Raw genomic sequence first — 18,551 nt, 5'->3', positions numbered from 1 at the left:
AGCCTCAAACGGCCATGATCTCCGCTTCTTTCGCGGTGACCAGACGGTCGATTTCCGCGATGTGCTTGTCGGTGACCTTCTGGATGTCGGCTTCGGCGCGCTTCTGGTCGTCCTCCGAGGCCAGCTTGTCCTTGACGAGCTTCTTGACCGCTTCGTTCGCGTCACGGCGCAGGTTGCGCGTGGCGATCTTGGCGCTTTCGCCTTCGTTGCGGACCAGCTTGGTCATTTCCTTGCGGCGCTCTTCACTCATGGCGGGCAGCGGCACGCGGATCAGGTCGCCCATCGAAGCCGGGTTCAGGCCCAGGTCGCTTTCGCGGATGGCCTTCTCGATCTTGGCGCCCATGCCCTTTTCCCAGGGCTGGACGCTGATGGTGCGCGAGTCGAGCACCGACACGTTGGCCACCTGGCTCAGCGGTACTTGCGAGCCGTAGTAGTCGACATGGATCGAGTCGAGCAGCGCCGAGTTGGCACGGCCCGTACGGATCTTGGTGAGGTTGTTCTGGAAGGCGGCGAGCGACTGGTTCATCTTCGCGTCGGCCGCACTGCGAATGTCTGCAATGGTCATCTCATTTACTCCTAGGCATGCACCAGCGTGCCCTCGTCCTCGCCCATCACGACGCGCTTGAGGGCGCCGTTCTTGAGGATCGAGAACACCTTGATCGGCAACTTCTGGTCGCGGCACAGCGCGAAGGCCGTGGCGTCCATGATGCCGAGATTCTTGGCGATCGCCTCGTCGAAACTCAACGTGGCGTAGCGGGTGGCATGGGGGTCGATTTTCGGATCGGCCGTGTACACGCCGTCCACCTTGGTCGCCTTGAGCACCAGCTCGGCGCCGATTTCGGCACCGCGCAGCGCGGCGGCCGTGTCGGTTGTGAAGAAGGGGTTGCCGGTACCGGCAGCGAACACCACGACCTTGCCCTCTTCGAGGTACTGCAGGGCCTTGGGGCGCACGTAGGGCTCGACCACCTGCTCGATGGCAATGGCGGACATCACGCGGGCCACGAGACCCTGCTTGTCCATCGCGTCGGCGAGGGCCAGCGAGTTCATGACGGTGGCCAGCATGCCCATGTAGTCGGCCGTGGCGCGGTCCATGCCGACGGAGCCTCCCGCGACACCGCGGAAGATGTTGCCGCCGCCGATCACGACCGCCACCTGGACGCCCATGTGCACGACCTCGGCCACCTCTTGGACCATGCGCACGATGGTGGCGCGGTTGATGCCGAAGGCGTCATCGCCCATCAGTGCCTCACCCGACAGCTTCAACAAGATTCGCTTGTGGGCTGGGCGGGCATCAGACATGGGCATTTTCCTTAGAGGGTTGGCGAGGGCGAGTGTAAAACGTGGCGGTGAAAAAGCGGCGGCACGCTGTCGCGCACCGCCGCTTGGAGGCCAGCCGGATCAGGCGGCAGCCTTGGCAGCAGCGACTTGGGCAGCGACTTCGGCAGCGAAGTCGTCGACCTTCTTCTCGATGCCTTCGCCAACCACGTACAGGGTGAAGCCCTTGATCGTGGTCTCGGCGGCCTTGAGCATCTGCTCGACGGTCTGCTTGTCGTTCTTCACGAACGGCTGGTTGTGCAGCGAGACTTCCTTGAGGTACTTCTGCACGCCGCCTTCGATGCGCTTGGCAACGATGTCGGCCGGCTGCGGCTTCTTGCCTTCGGCTTCGGCAACCTTGCGGTCTTCTTCGGCCTTGCCAGCGGCCACGGCGCGCTCTTTTTCGATCAGGTCGGCGGGCACATCGGATGCCTGGACGGCGACCGGCTTCATGGCGGCGATGTGCATCGCGACGTCCTTGGCCGAGGTGTCGTCACCTTCGAATTCGACCATCACGCCGATGCGCGTGCCGTGCAGGTACGACGCCAGCTTGCCGTTGCCGGCGAAGTGCTTGAAGCGGCGGAAGCTCATGTTCTCGCCGATCTTGCCGATCAGGCCCTTGCGCACGTCTTCGAGCGTGGGGCCGAAACCGTCCTGCTCGTAGGCCAGCGCACCCAGCGCAGCCATGTCGGCGGGGTTGTTCTTGGCGACCAGCATCGCGGCAGCGTTGGCCATGGCCAGGAAGCTGTCGTTCTTGGTGACGAAGTCAGTTTCGCAGTTGATTTCGATCATGCCGCCGGCAGCGCCGTCGACAAAAGCCGTGACCACGCCTTCAGCGGTGATGCGGCCCGACGCCTTGCCCGCCTTGTTGCCGAGCTTGATGCGCAGCAGCTCTTCGGCCTTTTCCATGTTGCCGTCGGCCTCCGTCAGGGCCTTCTTGCATTCCATCATGGGCGCATCGGTCTTCGCGCGCAGTTCGCCGACCATGCTTGCGGTGATTGCAGCCATTTGTGTATCTCCGTAAATCCAAAAATCAAGTTAAAAAAAAGGGGCACCAAAGCCCCTTCTTCAGGCTCGCGAGAGCACCAATCAGGCCGAAGCGCCTTCTTCGACTTCGACGAATTCGTCGCCATTGCCTTCGGCAACGGCCTTGACCACGTCACCGCCGGCGCTGTTGCGGCCTTCGATGATGGCGTCGGCGATGCCGCGGGCGTACAGCGTGACAGCCTTCGACGAGTCGTCGTTGCCAGGGATCACGTAGTCGATGCCTTCAGGCGAGTGGTTGGAGTCAACCACGCCGATCAGCGGAATGCCGAGCTTCTTGGCTTCGGCCACGGCGATCTTGTGGAAGCCCACGTCGATCACGAAGATGGCGTCGGGCAGCGCAGCCATGTCCTGGATGCCGCCGATGTCCTTCTCGAGCTTCGCGATTTCGCGCGAGAACGTGAGCTGTTCTTTCTTGCTCAGGCTGTCGAGGCCGGCTTCTTGCTGGGCCTTCATGTCCTTCAGACGCTTGATCGAGGTCTTGACGGTCTTGAAGTTGGTCAGCATGCCGCCGAGCCAGCGGGTGTCAACGAAAGGCACGCCGGCGCGGCGAGCTTCTGCCGCCACGATTTCACGAGCTTGACGCTTCGTGCCGACCATCAGGATCGTGCCGCGGTTGGCCGTGAGTTGCTTGGCGTACTTCATCGCATCCTGGAACATCGGGAGCGACTTTTCCAGGTTGATGATGTGAATCTTGTTGCGGTGACCGAAGATGAACGGAGCCATCTTGGGGTTCCAGAAGCGGGTTTGGTGACCGAAGTGGACACCGGCTTCCAGCATTTCGCGCATGGTGGTCGACATTGAATTTACTCCAAAGGTTGGGTCTAAAATCCAGCCCGTTTTGCGCCCCTTCGACGGGGTCGCAACACCTTGATTGGGCCGGTTTGCGGATGTGCTTGACTGGCGGCGACAAAACTGTCGCATAACCAGCGAAACCCAGAGAGTATAGCACGGCGGCCACGCCCTCCTCCCTCGAACCGAGCCGTTCCAAGGTACCCTCGAAGCCATGAACGACCTTCACGCCACCCGTCTCACCCTTCTGGCTGGCGATTCAGATGCGCGCACCGAAATGGAGCGCGCCATCGCCCTCTCCGAATCCCCGGCCTGCGCCTACGTTTTCACCCGCACGATGTTCGACGAGGCGCGCACGGCCGCCGCCGTGTCTGCACCCGAAAGTCGCCTCGCCGGGCTCGCCTTCACCAGCAAAGACCTGTTCGACGTCGCCGGCCAGCCGACACCCGCCGGTTCAGCCGTGCTCGCGCATGCGCCCGCCGCTCCGGCCGATGCGCTCGCAGTGGCACGACTGCGCGCCGCCGGTGGCGTGCTGACCGGACGCACCAACATGACGGAGTTCGCGTTTTCCGGCGTCGGCGTCAACCCGCACCACGGCACGCCGACCAACGTGAGCGACACCGCCACGCCGCGCATTCCAGGCGGCTCGTCGTCCGGCGCGGCGATCTCGGTGGCGAGCGGCGCGGCCTTCATCGGTCTGGGCTCCGACACCGGCGGCTCGATCCGCATTCCGGCTGCACTGAACGGCATCGTCGGCTTCAAGAACACCGCCCGCCTCACGCCGGCCGACGGCGCCCTGCCGCTGTCGACCACGCTCGACACCGTCTGCGCCATGACCCGCTCGGTGCGCGACGCCATCACCGCGCACGAAATCCTCTCGGCGCGTCAGGTCACGCCCGGCTCGGTGCCGCTGTCGGCCTACCGGCTGGCCGTGGTGAAGAACGTCTTCCTCGACGACGTCGAGCCCGTCGTCGCCGCTGCTTTCGAACGCACTCTCGCCGCGCTGCGCGCCACGGGCGCACACGTCCAGGAAATCACGCTGCCCGAATTGGCCGACCTGCAGGCCATCAACGCCACCGGCGGCTTCTCGGCGGCCGAGTCGTACGCCTGGCACCGGCTGCTGCTGGAGCGCAGCGGCGCCGGCTACGACCCGCGCGTGGCGCAGCGCATCCTGCGCGGCGCCGGCATGAAGGCGCACGAGTACATCGACCTGATCCACGCCCGCCGCGACTGGATCGCCCGCGTCGAAAAGGCGCTGGCGCCGTTCGACGCCGTGCTGTCGCCGACCGTGCCGATCACGGCACCGTCCATCGCCAGCGTGGCGCCGGGCGCCGAGCGCGACGACGCGTTCTTCCGCGTCAACGCGCTGCTGCTGCGCAACCCGTCGATCATCAACATGCTCGACGGCTGCGCCATCTCGCTGCCCTGCCACGTCGCCGGCGAATTGCCGGTCGGCCTGATGCTGTGGCACGCCGCGATGCACGACGATGCCGTGCTCGCAGTGGCACTCCAGGCCGAACGCGCGCTACAGAAATAACAGCTGTCACCGCCCGACCCGCGGGCGTCAGCCGCCTCTTTTATCTAGAACATTTCAATGAAAATCGCGATCGTGGGCGCCGGCATCGTCGGCGTCACCACCGCCTGGGAACTGGTTTCCGACGGTCATGAAGTGACCGTGTTCGAGCGCCGCGGCGCCGCCGCCGAAGAGGCCAGCTTTGCCAACGCCGGCGTGGTGGCCCCCGGCTACGTCACGCCGTGGGCCGCACCAGGCATGCGCGGCAAGGTGCTGCGCTCGCTGCTGTCCTCGCACGGCGCGATCAAGCTGCGCTGGCCGCTGAGCACGCGCGACCTCGGCTGGATGTCGCGCTGGCAGAAGGCCTGCAAGCTCGAAACCTACCTGGCCAACCGCGCCCGCATGCAGCGGCTGGCCTTCTACAGCCGCACCCGGCTGCACGCGGTGACCGAAGCGCGCGAGCTGAGCTACGAACGCAGCGACGGCTACCTGGTGCTGCTGCGCTCCAAGCGCGAGAAAAAACTGGTGCAGCCCGGGCTCGAGGTGCTGCGGTCGGCCGGCAGCGTGTTCCGCGAGATCGACGCCGACGAGGCCCGCCTGATCGAGCCCGCGCTCAACCCCGACACCCCACTGGCAGGCGCCATCCACCTGCCGGAAGACGAGGTCGCGAACTGCCGCCAGTTCGCGCTGCTGCTCAAATGGGAGGCCGAGGCGCTGGGTGCACAGTTCCATTTCAACTGCGACATCGCACCGCTGAGCCGCGCGGCGCCCACCGCGCTGACGCTCGCCAGCGGCTCGGACGCGCTGCAGTTCGACGCCATCGTGGTGTGCGCCGGCCTGTCGTCCGCCGCGCTGCTGCGTCCGCTGGGGCTGCGCATTCCGCTGGCGCCGGTCTACGGCCACTCGGTCAGCGCACCGGTGCGCGAGCCGCTCAACGCGCCGCGCAGTGCGGTGATGGACGAGCGCTACAAGGTCGCGATTTCCCGCCTGGGCCAACGCGTGCGTGTGGCCGGCAGCGCCGAGATCGGCGGCTCGCCGGACGCCATGAGCCCGGCCGCGATCCAGACGCTCTACAAGGTGCTGCACGACTGGTTTCCGGGGGCGGCCACGCTGCAGTCGGGCATTCAGCAGTGGAAAGGTGCGCGGCCGATGCTGCCCGACGGCCCACCGGTGCTGGGCGCCAGCGGCATTCCCGGCGTATGGCTCAACCTGGGCCACGGTTCGAGTGGCTGGGCGCTGTCGTGCGGCAGCGCGCGCGTGCTCGGCGACCTGATCGGCGGACAAGACCCCGGCATCGACCTCGAGGGCCTGGGGATCGAACGACTCAGTCTTTAGGGCCCCAGCGGCGCAGTTGCTCGGGGCTTGCCGGCTTTTCCGTCGGCAGTTTGGGGCGGGGCGCGAACCGCTGGGCGATCAACCCCAGAACAGCTGGCGCAATCAGCCCGAAGAACACCAGCACCAGCAGGTCCACGCCCAGCATCAGCCACTGCGTGCCGGACCCCGCCTCCACCGGCACGTCGAGCCACCGGATCACGCCGAGCCCATAACCCACGCCCAGAGCCCAGGCGACATCGCGCAGCGGCACCCGATGCAACACCTCGGCCAGCAGAAACAACCCCCACACCGCGATCAGCAGCCCGAGCGCCCAGGCCGCGCCAGCGATCATCGCGGCGGCCGTGCCGATGAAGCCGGCAATGCACGCCAGCAGCAGAACCAGCAGCCAGCCGAAGGTCTTGAGCATCATCGGCCGATGATAGGAGGCGCAGCGTCGGCGGCACAATGGATCGATGCATCGCATCACGTCCGCCAGCGCCGCCGATCTGTTCGACATCGCCGCCACGCGCCGCATCGAGCAGGCCGCGGCCTCCGCCCTGCCCCCTCATACGCTGATGCAGCGTGCAGGCCTCGCGGCGGCACGGCTCGCAATGGCGCTCGCGCCGCACGCGCGAACGATCTGGATCGCCTGCGGCCCCGGGAACAACGGCGGCGATGGTTTTGAAGCTGCGGCGCAGTTGCGGCACCGAGGCTTCTTTCCGGTCGTCACTTTCGTGGGCGAAGAAAGTCGGTTGCCACCGGATGCGAAGGCCTCGCTGCAGCGCGCGCGGGATGCGGGCGTCACCTTCGCTTCGGAGCCTCCATCGAGCTTCGAACTGGCGATGGATGCGCTGCTCGGGATCGGGTCGACACGACCGCCCTCGGGCACCATGGCCGAATGGCTCGCGCAAATGCACGCGGGCACGCAACCGGTGCTCAGCCTCGACGTGCCCTCGGGCCTCGATGCCGACACCGGCAAGCTGGCCTCTCACGTTGATCACGCGCCGGCATCGGCTCGCGCCACCCTCACATTCCTCACACTGAAACCCGGCCTGTTCACGGCCCAAGGCCGCGACGCGACCGGCAAGGTGTGGTTCGATGATCTGGGCTGCAGCGCTTTCATCCGTGAGCGACCGACAGCCCGCCTTGCAGGCGCGCCCGACATTCGGCCGCGCACCCACGCTTCGCACAAGGGCAGCTACGGCGATGTCGCGGTGATCGGCGGCGCCTCGGGCATGGCCGGCGCCGCACTGCTGGCCGGCTCGGCCGCCCTCCATGCGGGCGCAGGACGCGTGTTCGTCGGATTGCTCGATCCCCGCGCGGCGCCGGTCGACACCTCGCAGCCCGAGCTGATGCTGCGCGACGCCCATGCGCTGGACCTCGCGGGCATGACGGTCGTGTGCGGCTGTGGTGGCGGCGACGCCGTGCGCGAGCTGCTGCCGCGCGTGCTGTCGACGGCCGCCGCGCTGGTGCTCGACGCCGACGCACTCAACGCGATCGCCGCCGATGCATCACTTCAAACGCAACTGATCGCGCGAAGCCAGACCGGGGCACCCACCGTGCTCACGCCGCATCCATTGGAGGCCGCCCGCCTGCTCGGCGATACGACAGGCGGCGTGCAGGCCAACCGCCTGGCTGCGGCCCGCGCGCTCGCGTCGCGCTTCGGTGTTGTGACGGTCCTCAAGGGCTCCGGAACGGTGATCGCCGATGCGGGCGACGCGCCGCCAGTCATCAACCCGACCGGCAACGCCCGCCTTGCCACTGCAGGCACAGGCGACGTGCTCGCTGGCATGATCGGCGCGGCGCTCGCGATGCGCCGCCCCGCGTTCGAAGCAGCCTGCGAAGCCGTCTGGCAGCACGGCCACATCGCCGACACGTGGCCGGCCGATGCGGCCCCGCTCACGGCAGGCGCACTGGCCCGCCGCGCGCCCGACTGAGCGCAGGGCTTAGCCGCGCCCGACGAAGGGCATCTTCGTCGCCATGATGGTGTGGAAGAGCACGTTGGCTTCCAGCGGCAGGTTCGCCATGTAGAGCACCGACTGGCCGACGATCTTCACGTCGATCAGCGGCTCGATTGCGAGTTCGCCGTTGGCCTGCGGCACGCCGGTGGCCATGCGTGCGGCCAGTTCGGTCATGGCATTGCCCACGTCCACCTGCCCCACCGCGATGTCGTACTTGCGACCGTCGAGCGAGGCGGTCTTGGTCAGCCCTTCGACTGCGTGCTTGGTAGAGGTGTAGGCCGCCGAATTCGGCCGCGGCGTGGTTGCCGAGATCGACCCGTTGTTGATGATGCGGCCGCCGCGCGGCGTCTGCGCCTTCATCGTGCGGAAGGCCTGCTGGATGCAGAAGAACATGCCGGTGAGGTTGATGTCGACCACGCCCTTCCACTGCTCGGGCGTCCAGTCCTCGAACGGGCCCGGCGGGTTGCCCACGCCGGCGTTGTTGAACAGCAGGTCGACGCGTCCGAAGCGCTCGACTGTGGCACCGAACAGCGCCTGTACCGAGTCGGCATTGGCCACGTCGGTGGGCACCGCGAAGGCGCGCGCACCCGCGGCCGATTCTTCTGCCACCTGCTCCAGCGGCTCGAGGCGACGCCCCGCAAGGGCCACGCTCCAGCCGTCAGCCAGCAAGGCCAGCGCGGCCGCACGGCCGATGCCCGACCCGGCGCCCGTGACGATCGCGATGCGGCCCTTGTTGTTTTCCACGCTCATGCTTCATGTCTCCTTTTCAGCTGGTCCATACACACGGTAAACACGTAGTGTGCACGGCGCATCTCATCCGCGGCGGGGCTTGCGCCCCTTGCCCTGCATCTTGTTGGCGGCTTTCTTCACCGCCGACTTGAAGGCCTGCATCGCCGATTGCGGGCCGGCGGGCGCCACGGCAGCGCCGCCGCCGCCGTGCTCCGACCGTGACTCGCCACCGGCCTCCGCCTTGTGGCGGGCGCTTCGCTTGGTCGACGCCTTCACCGGTGCGCTGCCTTTGTCCTTCATGGCGCGCGAGGTCAGGTCTTCGCCTTCGCGCACGAGGCGGAAGTCGATCTTGCGACCATCGAGGTCGACGCGGCTCACCTGCACCCGCACCCGCGTGCCGATGGCATAGCGGATGCCGGTGCGCTCGCCGCGCAGCTCCTGGCGCATCTCGTCGAATTTGAAGTACTCGCCGCCGAGCTCGGTGATGTGGACCAGGCCCTCGACGTACATCGCATCGAGCGTGACGAAGATACCGAAGGTGGTGGCCGCCGTGACCACGCCGCCGTACTCCTCGCCAAGGTGCTCGCGCATGTACTTGCACTTGAGCCAGGCCTCGACGTCGCGGCTGGCCTCGTCGGCGCGGCGCTCGTTGGCGCTGCAATGCAGGCCTGCCGCTTCCCATGCCAGCACTTCCTTGGTCGGTGCGATCGTGGCTTTTTGCGGCTTGGTCGTTGGCGCTTTCACACGCGAAGCCAGGCGCTTGGCCAGCTTGGCATGCGCCTCACCCGGCGTCGGCAGCATCGGCAACTGATAGCGCGTCTTGCCGAGGATCGCCTTGATCACGCGGTGCACCAGCAGGTCGGGGTAGCGACGGATCGGGCTCGTGAAGTGCGTGTAGGCCTCGTAGGCCAGGCCGAAGTGGCCGCTGTTGAACGGCGTGTAGATCGCCTGCTGCATCGAGCGCAGCAGCATGGTGTGGATCTGCTGCGAGTCGGGACGTTCCTTGGTGGCTTCGGCAATCGCCTGGAACTCGCCGGGGCGCGGATCATCGGTGATGCTCAGGCCCACGCCCATGGCCTTCAGGTAGCCGCGCAGGATTTCCTTCTTCTCGGGCGTCGGGCCTTCGTGCACGCGGAACAGGCCCGGGTGCTTGCCTTCGGCGATGAAGTCGGCGCTGCAGACGTTGGCGGCGAGCATCGCCTCTTCGATGATCTTGTGCGCCTCGTTGCGCGTGCGCGGCACGATCTTCTCGATGCGGCCGGCGTCGTCGCAGATGATCTGCGTCTCGGTGGTTTCGAAATCGACCGCACCACGCTTGCCGCGCTGCTTGAGCAGGGCCCTGTAGACGTCGGCAAGATTCAGCAGGTCCTTGACGCGGTCCTTGCGCTTGGCGGCTTCGGGGCCGCGCGTGTTGCCAAGGATGGCTGCGACTTCGGTGTACGTGAAGCGCGCATGGCTGAACATCACGGCCGGGTAGAACTGGTAAGCGTAGATCTCGCCATCGGCCGCAACCAGCATGTCGCACACCATGCACAGGCGCTCGACCTCGGGGTTGAGCGAGCACAGGCCATTCGATAGCTTCTCGGGCAGCATCGGAATCACGCGGCGCGGGAAGTAGACGCTGGTGGCGCGGTCGTAAGCATCGATGTCGATCGCCGAGCCGGTGTGCACATAGGCGCTCACGTCGGCGATGGCCACCAACAGGCGCCAGCCCTTGCCGCGGCCCACCTTCGCGGGCTCGCAGTACACGGCGTCATCGAAGTCTCGGGCGTCTTCGCCATCGATCGTGACGAGCGGCACGTCGGTGAGGTCGATGCGGCCCTTCTTGTCGGCGGGGCGCACCTTCTCGGGCAGGGCCTTGGCCTGCGCCAGGCACTCCGCGGAAAACTCATGCGGCACGCCGTACTTGCGCACGGCGATCTCGATCTCCATGCCGGGGTCGTCGATCTCGCCCAGCACTTCTCTCACGCGGCCCACGGGCTGGCCGAACAGTGCCGGCGGCTCGGTGAGCTGGACGACCACGACCTGGCCCACCTTGGCGGGGCCAGTGGCGCCCTTCGGAATCAGGACGTCTTGGCCGTAGCGCTTGTCTTCCGGTGCAACGAGCCAGATCCCGCCTTCATGCAGCAAGCGGCCGATGATCGGCTGCTCGGGTCGCTCGACGATCTCGACCACGCGCCCTTCGGGGCGGCCGCGTCGGTCCTGTCGCACGATCCGCGCCTTGACGCGATCCTTGTGCAGCACCGCGCGCATCTCGTTCGGCGGGAGGTAGATGTCGGCCTCGCCGTCGTCGCGCTGCACGAAGCCGTGCCCGTCGCGATGTCCTTGAACAGTTCCTTCGATTTCGTCCAACAAGCTGCTGGAAGTGACATTATTTTTGATATGATCTCCTTCTTTCCTGAAATTCAAAACGTGGCTGCTTCTGCAGTCATGTGGGCCCAGATGGCGGAATTGGTAGACGCACTAGTTTCAGGTACTAGCGAGTAACATCGTGGAGGTTCGAGTCCTCTTCTGGGCACCAAGTTTAAACAGACCTTTACCAGGTCATCCGATTGAAGCCACCGGTCTCCGGTGGCTTTTTTCATGGCCGCTCGAAACTGCATCAAACGGGCGACGCGATCGTCAGATCACGCCCTTCGATGCCGGCCATGCGCGCACGAACACACCCATCCGCCTTCGGCTGCGCAGCCACCACACGAGCAATGTCGTGCAGAAGCTGAAATTTCGACGCAGCCAAAAGATCGCGCCAAATTTGTGGATATAATCGTAGTCTTTGCTGAAAAGCAAAAATAGCCCAGATGGCGGAATTGGTAGACGCACTAGTTTCAGGTACTAGCGAGTAACATCGTGGAGGTTCGAGTCCTCTTCTGGGCACCAATACTGAACAGACCCTTACCAGGTCTTCTGTAAAAAGCCACCGGCCTCCGGTGGCTTTTTTCTTGGCCGCTTGAATCAGGTGCATCAAACGGGCAACGCGATCAGGTCGTGGCCTTCGGCGCCCACGATGCGGGCGCGCGTGAACTCACCGACCTTCATCGTCTTGCTGATCTTCTCGGGCGGCAGGAGGCGAACAGTGCCGTCGATCTCCGGTGCATCGGCATACGTGCGCCCCACCCCACCCTTGCGGCCCATGCCTGGCGCCGAATCGACCAGCACCTGCATCGTCGAGCCGATGCGCTTTTGCAGCTTGGCGATCGACACGGCCTCCGCCACTTCCATGAAGCGGGCGCGGCGAGCTTCGCGCTCAGCCTCGGGCAGCATGCCCGGAATGTCGTTGGCGGTTGCGCCTTCGACGGGGCTGTAGGCAAAGCAGCCCGCACGGTCGATCTCGGCCTCGCGGATGAAGTCGAGCAGGTGCTCGAACTCCCGCTCCGTCTCGCCTGGGAAGCCGGCGATGAAGGTGCTGCGAAGCACGAGTTCAGGGCAGGTCTCGCGCCAGCGCGCGATCCGCTCCAGGTTCTTTTCGCCGCTGGCCGGCCGCTTCATGCGCTTGAGCACGTCAGGGTGGCTGTGCTGCAGCGGCACGTCGAGGTACGGCAGCACTTGGCCGCTCGCCATCAACGGGATGATTTCGTCGACGCTCGGGTACGGGTACACGTAATGCAGGCGCACCCAGGCGCCATAGGGTTCGGCGATTTCGCCCAGCGTGCGCACGAGTTCGAGCATGCGGGTCTTGACCGGCTTGCCGTCCCAGAAGCCGGTGCGGTACTTCACGTCGACGCCGTAGGCCGAGGTGTCCTGACTGATCACCAGCAGTTCCTTTACGCCACCCTCGAACAGGGCCTTGGCTTCGCTGAGCACATCGCCCACCGGACGCGAGACGAGGTCGCCGCGCATCGAGGGAATGATGCAGAAGGTGCAGCGATGGTTGCAGCCTTCGCTGATCTTCAGATACGCGTAGTGCCGCGGCGTCAGCTTGAGGCCGGCCACACCGAAGGTGTTCGGCACGAGATCGATGAACGGGTCGTGCGGCTTCGGCAGGTTGGCATGCACCGCATCCATCACCTCCTGGGTGGCATGCGGGCCGGTGACAGCCAGCACGCTCGGGTGCATCTGGCGCACGAGGTTGCCGCCTTGGTCGCCGGTTTTGGCGCCCAGGCAGCCAGTGACGATCACGCGGCCGTTCTCGGCAAGTGCTTCGCCGATGGTGTCCAGGCTTTCCTTCACGGCATCGTCGATGAAGCCGCAGGTGTTGACGATCACGAGGTCGGCACCCTCGAAAGTCTTGGAGGTTTGATACCCCTCGGCACTCAGCCGGGTCAGGATCAGTTCGGAATCGGTCAACGCCTTGGGGCAACCAAGGCTGACGAAGCCGACCTTGGGGGCGGTCGGCGTGACAGTACGTTCAGGGGAGGCAACTTCGCTCATAGGCCTCTATTGTCCCAGCTATCGGTGACAGCGGGGCATTCATCGGACAGTCGCCCCATTCGGGCGGGCCATCGCGCGGCGCTCAGGGGCGCTTGATGCCAAAGGCGCCCAGCACCTGCTCGGTGTTTTTCTGCATCTGCTCCTGCATTTGCAGGAAAACGTTCTTCGATTGCTCGACGTAGTTGCCCATCAGCCCCTGGATCATCGGCGACTGCATGGTCATGAAGCGCGACCACATCTCGGGCGTCAGGCCTTCGGCCTTTTCGGTGAGCTGGGCCTGCATCTCGGTCATGGCCTGGATGTTCTTCTCGAGGTACGGGCCCATGTAACCCTGCATGGCCTGCCCGTAGAAGCGGATGATGTTGGCCAGCACCTGCTCGGTGAACATCGGCGCGCCGCCCGCCTCTTCTTCCAGAATGATCTGCAGCAGGATGCTGCGCGTGAGGTCGTCACCGGTCTTGGCATCGCGCACCACGAACTGCGCGTTCTTGATGACCAGCTGCTTGACCTCGGTCAGCGTGATGTACGTGGATGTCTCCGTGTCGTAGAGCCGTCGGTTGGGGTACTTCTTGATCACACGCTGGACCGGCTTCACCCCGGACTTCTTGCTCTGCACTACAGACTCCTTCACATGGACGCCCATGTCATCGGATGATTCTAGGGAGCGGTTTTGCTGCATCGCGACAAGGTTTACCCTGACCGTGATTTTTCTTCACGCATCCGGCGCTGTCACGTACTCGGCGCCACACGCATGACACGCCGCAGTTTCAGGACGCTCCGGAGTCGACAACCTGAATCGCAGCGGGATCTTCTGCCCGTAGACAACCCAGCACCGAGGACAGTGCTCCTGTCCCGCCGTCGGAAGATAGGCGCGTGCGCGCTGCTCGGCGCGCTCTTCGGTCACCGGCATGCCCTGTCGTTGTGCACGCGCCACCTCGCGTGCGGCCATGGTGTCAATGCGGCCACTGGCAATGTCATTGATGCCGTAGACCGCGCGCACAAATTCAACAGGGGCTTGCTTGAGCAATGCGGCCACGCGCTGGTCGGCGTGCGCCCGATCAACAGGCGTTGATCGCGTATTCATCAGATCGCTTATCAAGGAAATTCGAGAAGGTTGGCAGACCGCTCAAGGTAGCACAACCACATGGCTCGGACGCTTTGCCTGCACCGCGCGAAGGGCCGCCCGTGAAAGGCTTTCGCCTGTGTCGATCATTCGTGACGACCAGGCCGATCCAAAGACAAACACGCCGTCCAAACGACGAACGGGTTGCAGCGAAATCGCTGCAACCCGTGTTTGATTTGGTAGGCGCGATTGGATTCGAACCAACGACCCCCACCATGTCAAGGTGGTGCTCTAACCAACTGAGCTACGCGCCTAAGAGAAGCATCGAGTATAGCAGGAGAAATGGCCCTTTTCATCGCCGACGTGCAGATCGCACACCAGTCACTGCAGTCACCACGCCCAGCACTTGCGTCAGGCGCGCGGCATCGGCGATTTCCACGGTGAAAGTCATCCAGGCGGTGCCCTTGATCGACTGCGTCTGCACGCCGATCACGTTCATCTTCTCGCGCGCAAAGACATCGGAGATATCGCGCAGCAGGCCCTGCCGGTCGGCCGCTTCCACTGCCACATCGACCGCGTAGACCGGCGCATCCGCCCCCTTCTTCGGCAGGCCCCATTCGACATCGATGACGCGCTCGCCATCCTTCGCAGCCATCGTGCGGAAGTTGCTGCAGTCCGCGCGATGCACGCTGACGCCATGGCCGCGCGTGACGAAGCCGCGGATCGCATCGGGCGGCGCCGGCTTGCAGCACTTGGCGAGCTGCGTCATCAGCGACGACACGCCCACCACGAGCACGCCACCCTTGCCCGACTTCTCGCTGCCGCGCGCCTTCTTGATCTGTACGCCGTCGTCGGGATTCAGCGCCGGCTCGGGCGGACGCAGCAGCGTCTCGATGTTGCGCAGCGAGAACTCGTCCTTGCCGACCACCTCGAACAGGTGGTCCGCCGACTTGAAGCCGAGCTGCGAAGCGAGGTCTTCGAGCCGCATGGCCGTCTTGCCTTCGCGCTGCAGCAGCTTCTCGACGGCCTCGCGTCCACGCGCCACGGTCTCGTGCGTGATCTGCGCGTTGAACCAGGCCCGCACCTTGGCGCGCGCGCGATGGCTGGCGAGATAACCCAGTTCCGCATTCAGCCAGTCGCGCGACGGCCCGCCCTCCTTGGCCGCCATGATCTCGACCGTTTGCCCATTCGACAGCGGCGTGTTGAGCGGCACCATCGCGCCATCGACACGCGCTCCGCGGCAGCGATGCCCCAGCGTCGTGTGCACCGTGTAGGCGAAGTCGACCGGCGTCGCGCCCTGCGGCAACTCGACGATGGCGGCATCGGGCGTGAGCACATAGATGCGGTCGTCGAACAGCCCCTGCCCCTGCAGCCCGCCCGACAGGTCGCGCTCCCAGGCCAGCAGCTGGCGCAGCACGGCGATCTTGGCGTCGTACTCGCCACTCGCCCAGACGCCCGCGTAGCCCTTGTGACCCGCTTCCTTGTAGGCCCAGTGCGCGGCCACGCCATGTTCGGCGTGGTCATGCATTTCCTCGGTGCGGATCTGGATCTCGATCGGCTTGCCCACCTTGCCATCGATGATCTCACGGACCACCGTGTGCAGCGACTGGTAGCCGTTCGGCTTCGGCCGCGCGATGTAGTCGTCGAACTCTTCGTCGATGGGCTGGAAGTGCGAGTGCACCCAGGCCAGCGCGGCATAGCAGTCCTTCACGTCCTGCACCACCACGCGCAGCGCAAGGATGTCGAAGACCTGCTCGAAGTCGAGCGACTTGCCGCGCATCTTCTTGACGATGCTGTAGATGTTCTTCGGGCGCCCCTGCACCGTGGCCTTGACGCCCTCGGCCTGCAGCTCGTGCTCCAGCTGCGAGCGCAACTGCTCGACGTGGCCTTCACGCTCGATGCGCTTCTCGTCGAGCAGTCGCGCGATCAGCTTGTAGGTGTCGGGCTCCAGGAAGCGGAACGAGAGGTCTTCGATCTCCCACTTCACCTGCCAGATGCCCAGCCGGTTCGCGAGCGGCGCAAACACCTGCAGCGACTCGCGCGCCACGCTCTCGGGCGCGGGCTGCTTGCTGGCTGCTGCATGGCGCAGCGTCTGCAGGCGCGAGGCCAGCCGCAGCATCACGACGCGCAGGTCGCGCGAGAACGCGAGCAGCATCTTGCGCACGTTCTCGGTCTGCGCGCCGGCGCCTTCGGCGTGGTGCCCTTGCGAGGCCGTGCGTGCCTGCTCCTGCACACGCACGAGCTTGGTGGTCTCGACGGCGAGTGCCGCGAAGTTGTCGCCGAAGACCTTGGCGATCACTTCCTGCGGGCGGTTCAGGTGCTGGCACGAATACACGAGGTAGCTCGCGGCCTGCATCGCCTCGGAGCCGCCCATCTTCGCGACGATGGCGGCCACCGCATCGGCGTGCGCCAGCGTGTTCTCGCCGGTGTCGAGTTTTTCATCGGCGATCAGCGGCTCGGCAAACGCGCGGGCGCGCGCCAGCATGTTCTCCATGACCGGCGAGCGGTCGGCCGTGGCGGCCGACAGCGGGTAATCAACCATGACGCCGTCGGACACGGGCGCCGTCTGAAGGCTCGCAGACTCTCGCTTCACGATGCCCTCAATCGAACAGAAAATTCGTGACGACGGCGACCTGTGCGGGATCGACGAAAGTCGGCGCGTGGCCCACGCCCTCGAACTCGACGAGCGTGGCACGCGGCCCGCGCTGCGTCATCGCCGCTGCCGTCTCGGGCGACAGCAGATCGGACACCGCGCCGCGCGTAAGCAGCGTGCGCGCCTCGATGGCGTCGTACAGGCTCCACATCACGGCCCCGCCCTGCGCCGCGATTTCGGGCGTGATGGCGCGCAGCGGCACGCCGATGGCCGGGTCGTAGTGCAGCACCCAGGCGCCCTCACCTGCCGGGCCGGCACTGGCGGTCTTGGCGGCACCGTCGGCGCTGCGTTCGGACGCAGGCACCACCATGTGCTGCGACAACGCCCGCCACTGCTCGGGCGTGTGCGGCCCGAAAGTGGTCGACAGGGCCCACATCGCGTCGGCCGCGGCCTGCACGCTCGCAAACTGGCCGCTCTTCCCCACATACGCCCCGATGCGCTGGATGGCGGCGGGCTCGACCGTGGGGCCGACATCGTTCGCAACGAAGCGGCGAATGGGCCGTGGCAGCGGCAGCTCCTTGTGGCCGGCCAGCACGAAGCCGATCAGCCCGCCCATGCTGGTGCCGACGTAGTCGAGCGTGTCGATGGGATGTTCGCCGTGCAGCTGCGCGATCAGCGTCACCATGTCGGCTGCGTACACAGGCACTTGATAGAAAGAAGGGTCGCGCAGCCAGTCGCTGCGCCCGCGCCCGACGACGTCGGGGCAGACCACGCGCACATCGCCGCCCGCGCGCGCCACGATGGCCTGCGCGAGCTCGTCGAAATCGCGCCCCTGCCGGGTCAGTCCGTGCACGCAGACCACGACATGCGCACTGTGCGCGTCGCCCCATTGCCAATAGGCCATGCGATGACCGCCCTGGGCGTCGTTGCAGGCCACGTCGTGAAGGGTCGGTTCTGTCATGGAAACGGAGGGGTTCGGGTGCGGATAATGGTCTCGTTGCATCCTAATTCATCCGGAGATTGATCTTCATGCTCAAAGGCAAAACCGCGCTTGTCACGGGGTCCACCAGTGGCATTGGCTTCGCCATCGCCAAGGCGCTGGCCCAACAGGGCGCACACATCGTGCTCAACGGTTTCGGCGATGCCGAAACCCCCAAGGCCCAGATCGAGGCGCTCGGCGTGCGTGCCGAATACCACGGGGCCGACATGAGCAAGCCCGACCAGATCGAGGACATGATGAAGTTCGCCGCGTCGAAGTTCGGCCGCGTCGACATCCTCGTGAACAACGCCGGCATCCAGCACGTCGCCAAGGTCGAAGACTTCCCGACCGAACGTTGGGACGCGATCATCGCGATCAACCTCACGAGCGCCTTCCACACGACGCGCCTGGCGATTCCCGCCATGCGCGAGGCCAACTGGGGCCGCATCATCAACGTCGCGTCGGCGCACGGGCTCGTGGCCTCGGCGCAGAAGTCGGCCTATGTCGCGGCCAAGCACGGCATCGTGGGGCTGACCAAGTCGGTGGCGCTCGAAACCGCCACCACCGGCGTCACCTGCAATGCGATCTGCCCGGGCTGGGTGCTCACGGCGCTGGTGCAAAAGCAGATCGACGACCGCGCGGCACGCGAAGGCATTTCGGCCTTGCAGGCGCAGAACGAATTGCTGGGGGAAAAGCAGCCCTCGCTGCAGTTCACGACGGTCGAGCAACTGGGCGGGCTGGCCGTCTTCCTGAGTTCTCCCGCGGCCGATCAGGTGCGGGGCGTCGCCTGGGCCATGGACGGCGGCTGGACGGCTCAGTAAATAAATAGAGAGATCCGGAAAACGCCGGCGGCATCGGCCCGCCGGCGCCGTGCGCTGCTT

General features: G+C 65.7%; 16 protein-coding genes and 3 tRNA genes. 6 read left to right on the top strand and 13 right to left on the bottom strand.

Annotated features, from left to right (window positions below):
* Nucleotides 1-4 precede the first annotated feature (4 nt).
* The 4 genes from frr to rpsB all read right to left on the bottom strand — a co-directional run bounded on the left by frr (nucleotide 5) and on the right by rpsB (nucleotide 3,159).
* Nucleotides 5-565: a ribosome recycling factor gene (gene frr / locus RZE79_RS14285; protein WP_153284441.1), complete on the bottom strand. Its 561-nt coding sequence runs from the start codon at nucleotides 563-565 to the stop codon at nucleotides 5-7.
* Nucleotides 566-576: 11 nt separating this feature from the next.
* A complete protein-coding gene (gene pyrH / locus RZE79_RS14280; protein ID WP_153284442.1) occupies nucleotides 577-1,299 on the bottom strand; it encodes a UMP kinase in 723 nt (240 codons plus the stop codon).
* A 99-nt stretch (nucleotides 1,300-1,398) separates the two neighbouring features.
* On the bottom strand, nucleotides 1,399-2,322 hold the full coding sequence (tsf, locus tag RZE79_RS14275; RefSeq protein WP_153284443.1) for a translation elongation factor Ts: 924 nt from the start codon (nucleotides 2,320-2,322) through the stop codon (nucleotides 1,399-1,401).
* Between the two features lie 81 nt (nucleotides 2,323-2,403).
* Nucleotides 2,404-3,159 carry a 30S ribosomal protein S2 gene (gene rpsB, locus RZE79_RS14270; protein WP_095745188.1) on the bottom strand — a complete coding sequence of 252 codons (756 nt, stop codon included), beginning with the start codon at nucleotides 3,157-3,159 and terminating at the stop codon, nucleotides 2,404-2,406.
* Between the two features lie 205 nt (nucleotides 3,160-3,364).
* Here rpsB and RZE79_RS14265 point away from each other — a divergent pair, with 205 nt between their 5' ends.
* Complete coding sequence (locus RZE79_RS14265) at nucleotides 3,365-4,687, top strand: amidase (RefSeq protein ID WP_319360925.1); 1,323 nt, start codon at nucleotides 3,365-3,367, stop codon at nucleotides 4,685-4,687.
* A gap of 57 nt (nucleotides 4,688-4,744) precedes the next feature.
* A complete protein-coding gene (locus tag RZE79_RS14260) occupies nucleotides 4,745-5,998 on the top strand; it encodes a D-amino acid dehydrogenase (protein ID WP_153284445.1) in 1,254 nt (417 codons plus the stop codon).
* Here the strand turns inward: RZE79_RS14260 and RZE79_RS14255 are convergent.
* On the bottom strand, nucleotides 5,988-6,407 hold the full coding sequence (locus tag RZE79_RS14255) for a hypothetical protein (protein WP_319360924.1): 420 nt from the start codon (nucleotides 6,405-6,407) through the stop codon (nucleotides 5,988-5,990). The two genes, RZE79_RS14260 and RZE79_RS14255, sit on opposite strands and share 11 nt — an antisense overlap.
* Nucleotides 6,408-6,450: 43 nt before the next feature.
* On the opposite strand from RZE79_RS14255, the gene RZE79_RS14250 reads away from it, so the two are divergent.
* Nucleotides 6,451-7,914 carry an NAD(P)H-hydrate dehydratase gene (locus tag RZE79_RS14250; RefSeq protein WP_319360923.1) on the top strand — a complete coding sequence of 488 codons (1,464 nt, stop codon included), beginning with the start codon at nucleotides 6,451-6,453 and terminating at the stop codon, nucleotides 7,912-7,914.
* 9 nt (nucleotides 7,915-7,923) lie between these two features.
* On the opposite strand, the gene RZE79_RS14245 is transcribed toward RZE79_RS14250, so the two are convergent.
* Together RZE79_RS14245 and rnr are read right to left on the bottom strand one after the other, a co-directional pair.
* Nucleotides 7,924-8,688 carry an SDR family oxidoreductase gene (locus RZE79_RS14245; protein ID WP_319360922.1) on the bottom strand — a complete coding sequence of 255 codons (765 nt, stop codon included), beginning with the start codon at nucleotides 8,686-8,688 and terminating at the stop codon, nucleotides 7,924-7,926.
* A gap of 63 nt (nucleotides 8,689-8,751) precedes the next feature.
* Entirely contained in the window at nucleotides 8,752-11,022 is a 2,271-nt protein-coding gene (gene rnr, locus RZE79_RS14240; RefSeq protein ID WP_319360921.1) for a ribonuclease R, read from the bottom strand.
* Between the two features lie 81 nt (nucleotides 11,023-11,103).
* On the opposite strand from rnr, the gene RZE79_RS14235 reads away from it, so the two are divergent.
* Together RZE79_RS14235 and RZE79_RS14230 are read left to right on the top strand one after the other, a co-directional pair.
* Nucleotides 11,104-11,188, top strand: a tRNA-Leu gene (locus RZE79_RS14235).
* 271 nt (nucleotides 11,189-11,459) lie between these two features.
* A tRNA-Leu gene (locus tag RZE79_RS14230) sits at nucleotides 11,460-11,544 on the top strand.
* 84 nt (nucleotides 11,545-11,628) lie between these two features.
* Here RZE79_RS14230 and rimO read toward each other — a convergent pair.
* The 6 genes from rimO to RZE79_RS14200 all read right to left on the bottom strand — a co-directional run bounded on the left by rimO (nucleotide 11,629) and on the right by RZE79_RS14200 (nucleotide 17,652).
* On the bottom strand, nucleotides 11,629-13,035 hold the full coding sequence (gene rimO / locus RZE79_RS14225; RefSeq protein ID WP_319360920.1) for a 30S ribosomal protein S12 methylthiotransferase RimO: 1,407 nt from the start codon (nucleotides 13,033-13,035) through the stop codon (nucleotides 11,629-11,631).
* 82 nt (nucleotides 13,036-13,117) lie between these two features.
* Complete coding sequence (gene phaR, locus RZE79_RS14220) at nucleotides 13,118-13,678, bottom strand: polyhydroxyalkanoate synthesis repressor PhaR (RefSeq protein ID WP_319360919.1); 561 nt, start codon at nucleotides 13,676-13,678, stop codon at nucleotides 13,118-13,120.
* Nucleotides 13,679-13,747: 69 nt separating this feature from the next.
* Complete coding sequence (locus RZE79_RS14215; RefSeq protein WP_319360918.1) at nucleotides 13,748-14,119, bottom strand: hypothetical protein; 372 nt, start codon at nucleotides 14,117-14,119, stop codon at nucleotides 13,748-13,750.
* Between the two features lie 216 nt (nucleotides 14,120-14,335).
* Nucleotides 14,336-14,412 (bottom strand) — tRNA-Val (locus tag RZE79_RS14210).
* A 38-nt stretch (nucleotides 14,413-14,450) separates the two neighbouring features.
* Nucleotides 14,451-16,640, bottom strand: a complete 2,190-nt coding sequence (locus tag RZE79_RS14205; RefSeq protein WP_319361184.1) for a bifunctional (p)ppGpp synthetase/guanosine-3',5'-bis(diphosphate) 3'-pyrophosphohydrolase — start codon at nucleotides 16,638-16,640, stop codon at nucleotides 14,451-14,453.
* Between the two features lie 58 nt (nucleotides 16,641-16,698).
* Nucleotides 16,699-17,652 carry an alpha/beta hydrolase gene (locus tag RZE79_RS14200; RefSeq protein ID WP_319360917.1) on the bottom strand — a complete coding sequence of 318 codons (954 nt, stop codon included), beginning with the start codon at nucleotides 17,650-17,652 and terminating at the stop codon, nucleotides 16,699-16,701.
* Nucleotides 17,653-17,720: 68 nt separating this feature from the next.
* Here RZE79_RS14200 and RZE79_RS14195 point away from each other — a divergent pair, with 68 nt between their 5' ends.
* Nucleotides 17,721-18,491: a 3-hydroxybutyrate dehydrogenase gene (locus tag RZE79_RS14195; RefSeq protein WP_101493095.1), complete on the top strand. Its 771-nt coding sequence runs from the start codon at nucleotides 17,721-17,723 to the stop codon at nucleotides 18,489-18,491.
* The last annotated feature ends 60 nt before the right edge of the window (nucleotides 18,492-18,551 follow it).

Source organism: Variovorax sp. EBFNA2, from assembly GCF_033802765.1.
Classification (GTDB): domain Bacteria; phylum Pseudomonadota; class Gammaproteobacteria; order Burkholderiales; family Burkholderiaceae_C; genus Variovorax; species Variovorax paradoxus_H.
This window is presented reverse-complemented; position numbering and strand designations above follow the sequence as displayed.